This window comes from Streptomyces sp. SID10853 (assembly GCF_010548145.1).
Lineage (GTDB): Bacteria > Actinomycetota > Actinomycetes > Streptomycetales > Streptomycetaceae > Streptomyces.
This window is the reverse complement of sequence record NZ_JAAGLN010000392.1, coordinates 1-3,708: the sequence shown is the minus strand read 5'-3', so window position 1 is coordinate 3,708 and position 3,708 is coordinate 1. Positions and strand designations below refer to the sequence as shown.

The 3,708-nt window shown below is 73.6% G+C and carries 4 protein-coding genes; all 4 read right to left on the bottom strand.

The features are described from left to right. Nucleotides 1–211: 211 nt before the first annotated feature. The 4 genes from aroQ to aroC are packed head-to-tail and all read right to left on the bottom strand — an operon-like array spanning nt 212 to nt 3,478. Nucleotides 212–652, bottom strand: coding sequence for a type II 3-dehydroquinate dehydratase (aroQ, locus tag G3I19_RS35250; protein ID WP_164267762.1), 441 nt, complete (start codon nt 650–652; stop codon nt 212–214). After that, nucleotides 649–1,743 carry a 3-dehydroquinate synthase gene (gene aroB / locus G3I19_RS35245; RefSeq protein WP_164267761.1) on the bottom strand — a complete coding sequence of 365 codons (1,095 nt, stop codon included), beginning with the start codon at nt 1,741–1,743 and terminating at the stop codon, nt 649–651. The genes aroQ and aroB overlap by 4 nt, the downstream gene beginning before the upstream one ends. Continuing rightward, entirely contained in the window at nt 1,740–2,297 is a 558-nt protein-coding gene (locus G3I19_RS35240; RefSeq protein WP_164267760.1) for a shikimate kinase, read from the bottom strand. The genes aroB and G3I19_RS35240 overlap by 4 nt, the downstream gene beginning before the upstream one ends. Next, nucleotides 2,294–3,478 carry a chorismate synthase gene (gene aroC / locus G3I19_RS35235; protein WP_164267759.1) on the bottom strand — a complete coding sequence of 395 codons (1,185 nt, stop codon included), beginning with the start codon at nt 3,476–3,478 and terminating at the stop codon, nt 2,294–2,296. The genes G3I19_RS35240 and aroC overlap by 4 nt, the downstream gene beginning before the upstream one ends. Between the last annotated feature and the right edge of the window lie 230 nt (nt 3,479–3,708).

Below are 3,708 nucleotides of genomic sequence, written 5' to 3'. Positions count from 1 at the left end.
GGCCCGGTGCCACCCAGCCCGGCGGCCCGGCGGGGTGCTGGGCGTTCTGGCCCCAGCCGACGGCGCCCGGCGGGGGCGGCGGCAGCGGAGCTCCCTCGGCGTGCTGCATCCGGTGCCACTCCGTCTCGCTCAGCCGACTGGTTCTCGTACTGAACGGTACCCTCCCCGGCCGGCACCGTGTGAACGGCCGGGGGCGGGCCAAAACGCCGCCTCAGCCGGTGAGTTCCCCGGCCAGCGCCCGCAGGGCCAGGCGGTAGGAGCCGATCCCGAAGCCCGCGACGGTGCCGCTGGCGACCGCGGCGATTACGGAGTTGTGACGGAACTCCTCGCGGGCGTACGGATTCGAGATGTGCACCTCGATGAGCGGGGCGGTGCGCTGGGCGGCCGCGTCCCGCATCGCGTACGAGTAGTGCGTGAACGCGCCGGGGTTGATCACGACCGGCAGCGCGCCGTCGGCCGCCTCGTGCAGCCAGCGGATCATCTCGCCCTCGTCGTTGGTCTCCCGCACCTCGACGTCGAAGCCGAGCTCCTTGCCCAGCAGGGTGCAGGCTTCGACGAGCCCCGCGTAGGACGTCGCGCCGTAGACGTCGGGCTCGCGGGAGCCCAGCCGGCCCAGGTTGGGGCCGTTGAGCACGAGGACGCGGGTGCTCACGCGGAGACCTCCCCGAACGCGGCGAGCAGGACGGCCGGGTCCGGGCCCTCCAGGACCGTCGGCTTGGCGAGCCCGTCGAGGACGATGAACCGCAGGACGTTGCCCCGGGACTTCTTGTCGACCTTCATCGTCTCCAGGAGCTTGGGCCACTGGTCGCCCCGGTAGGTCAGCGGCAGCCCGACGGAGGCGAGTACGGCGCTGTGCCGGTCGGCGGTCGCGTCGTCGAGGCGGCCCGCGAGCCGGCCGAGTTCGGCGGCGAACACCATGCCGACCGAGACGGCCGCGCCGTGCCGCCACTTGTAGCGCTCGTTCTTCTCGATGGCGTGGGCGAGCGTGTGCCCGTAGTTGAGGATCTCCCGCAGCCCCGACTCCTTGAGGTCGTTCGACACGACCTCCGCCTTGACCCGGATGGAGCGCTCGATCAGCTCGGCGGTGTGCGGACCCGCGGGCGTACGGGCCCCCTCGGGGTCGGACTCCACGAGGTCGAGGATGGCCGGGTCGGCGATGAAACCGGCCTTGATGATCTCGGCCATCCCGGACACGTAGTCGTTGACCGGGAGCGAGTCCAGCGCGGCGAGGTCGCAGAGCACCCCGGCGGGCGGGTGGAAGGCGCCCACCAGGTTCTTGCCCTCGGCCGTGTTGATGCCGGTCTTGCCGCCGACGGCCGCGTCCACCATGCCGAGCACGGTGGTGGGCACGGCGATCCAGCGCACCCCGCGCAGCCAGGTCGCCGCGACGAATCCGGCCACATCGGTCGTCGCGCCGCCGCCGACGCCGATGATGACGTCGGTACGGGTGAATCCGGTCTGGCCCAGTGCCTTCCAGCAGTAGGCGGCGACCTCGACGGTCTTGGCCTCCTCCGCGTTCGGCAGCTGGACCGCGATGGCCTCGTACCCCTGGTCGGCGAGGTCCTGACGGACCGCCTCGCCGGTCTCGGCCAGCGCCTCGGGGTGCAGTACGGCGACCCGCCTGGTCTGCTCGCCGATCAGCGTGGGCAGCTCACCGAGCAGCTGACGGCCGACCAGCACCTCGTACGGATCGTGGCCGTCCGTGCCGCCGACCTGGATACGGATGGGGGCGTCCTGCGTCATACGGTCTTCTCCTGGCCGGGGGGCGGGGTGGTGTCCCCTGCGGGGAGCCGGAGCTCCAGCGCGTCGAGGACCGCCTCGGCGACCTCTTCGGGGATCCGGCCGTCGGTGGCGACGACGGCACGTGCTACTTCGGTGTACAGGGGCCTGCGGGCGTCCATCAGCTCACGCCACTGCCGGCGCGGGTTGACGGCGAGCAGCGGGCGCGCGGTGTTGAGCCCGACGCGCTTGACCGCTTCGTCCACGTCCATGGAGAGGTAGACGACGGGGTGGCCCGCGAGGAGTTCGCGGGTGGCCGGGTCGAGGACCGCGCCGCCGCCGAGCGACAGGACGCCGGTGTGCCCGGCCACCGCCTCGCGTACCGCGGCGCGCTCCAGGGCGCGGAAGTGGTCCTCGCCGTCGTCGACGAAGATGTCCGCGATGGTGCGGCCCTCGGCCGCGACGATGTCGGCGTCGGTGTCGCGGTAGCCCGTACCGAGCCGTTCGGCGAGCAGCTCGCCGACGGTGGACTTGCCGACGCCCATCGGGCCGACGAGGACGACCAGCGGCCCCCTCATCGGATCTGCAGGTGGTCGAGGAACGAGCGGACGTTCCTGCGGGTCTCGCCGACACTGTCGCCGCCGAACTTCTCGGCGACCGCGTCCGCCAGGACCAGCGCGACCATGGCCTCGGCGACGATGCCCGCGGCGGGCACCGCGCAGACGTCCGAGCGCTGGTGGTGCGCGGCGGCGACCTCGCCGGTGGCCACGTCGATGGTGGCGAGCGCGCGGGGCACGGTCGCGATCGGCTTCATCGCGGCGCGCACCCGCAGCAGTTCACCGGTGGTCATGCCGCCCTCGGTGCCGCCGGAGCGGCCCGATGTGCGGCGTACACCGTCGGCGGTGGGCACGATCTCGTCGTGGGCCTGGGAGCCCGGCACCCTGGCCAGGTCGAAGCCGTCGCCCACCTCGACGCCCTTGATGGCCTGGATGCCCATCAGGGCGGCGGCGAGCCTGGCGTCGAGCCTGCGGTCCCAGTGCACGTGCGAGCCGAGGCCGACCGGTACGCCGTAGGCGAGCACCTCGACCACTCCGCCGAGGGTGTCGCCGTCCTTGTGGGCCTGGTCGATCTCGGCGACCATCGCCTTCGACGCGTCCGCGTCCAGGCAGCGCACCGGGTCCTCGTCGAGACGCGCCTCGTCGGCGGGGACCGGCACGACGCCGTACGGGGCCTTCGCCCCGGCCAGCTCCACGACGTGCGAGACCAGCTCGATGCCGGTCGTCTCCTTCAGGTAGGAGCGGGCCACCGTGCCCAGCGCGACACGGGCCGCCGTCTCGCGGGCGCTGGCGCGCTCCAGGATCGGCCGGGCCTCGTCCAGCGCGTACTTCTGCATGCCGGCGAGGTCCGCGTGGCCCGGGCGGGGCCGGGTGAGCGGGGCGTTACGGGCCAGCTGGGCCAGTTCGTCGGGGTCGACCGGGTCGGCCGACATGACCTTCTCCCACTTGGGCCACTCGGTGTTGCCGACCATCACGGCCACCGGGCCGCCCATGGTCAGCCCGTGCCGGACCCCGCCGAGGAAGGTGACCTCGTCCTTCTCGAACTTCATCCGGGCGCCGCGGCCGTATCCGAGCCGCCGCCGGGCGAGTGCGTCCGCCACCATGTCCGTCGTCACGGGGACGCCGGCGGGAAGCCCCTCCAGCGTCGCCACCAGTGCGGGTCCGTGCGACTCCCCCGCGGTCAGCCAACGCAACCTGCTCAACGGTGCTCCTCATGCTCGCGCCTCGGTCTGCGACGGCGCGGCCGGGTGCGCGGCCCTGGCCCGCCTGATCCGATCCTCCCACGGCCGGGCCGCCGGACGGTCACGGGTCCAGCTGGCGGACGTCCCGCGGGTGTCCGCCGGGCGGGGCGGCCGTGGGAGGGGCCGGCCGGCCGCCGCCCCTCAGCCGCGGTGCGGCGCGGGGCTGATGCGGCCCACGAGACGGGTCGCGA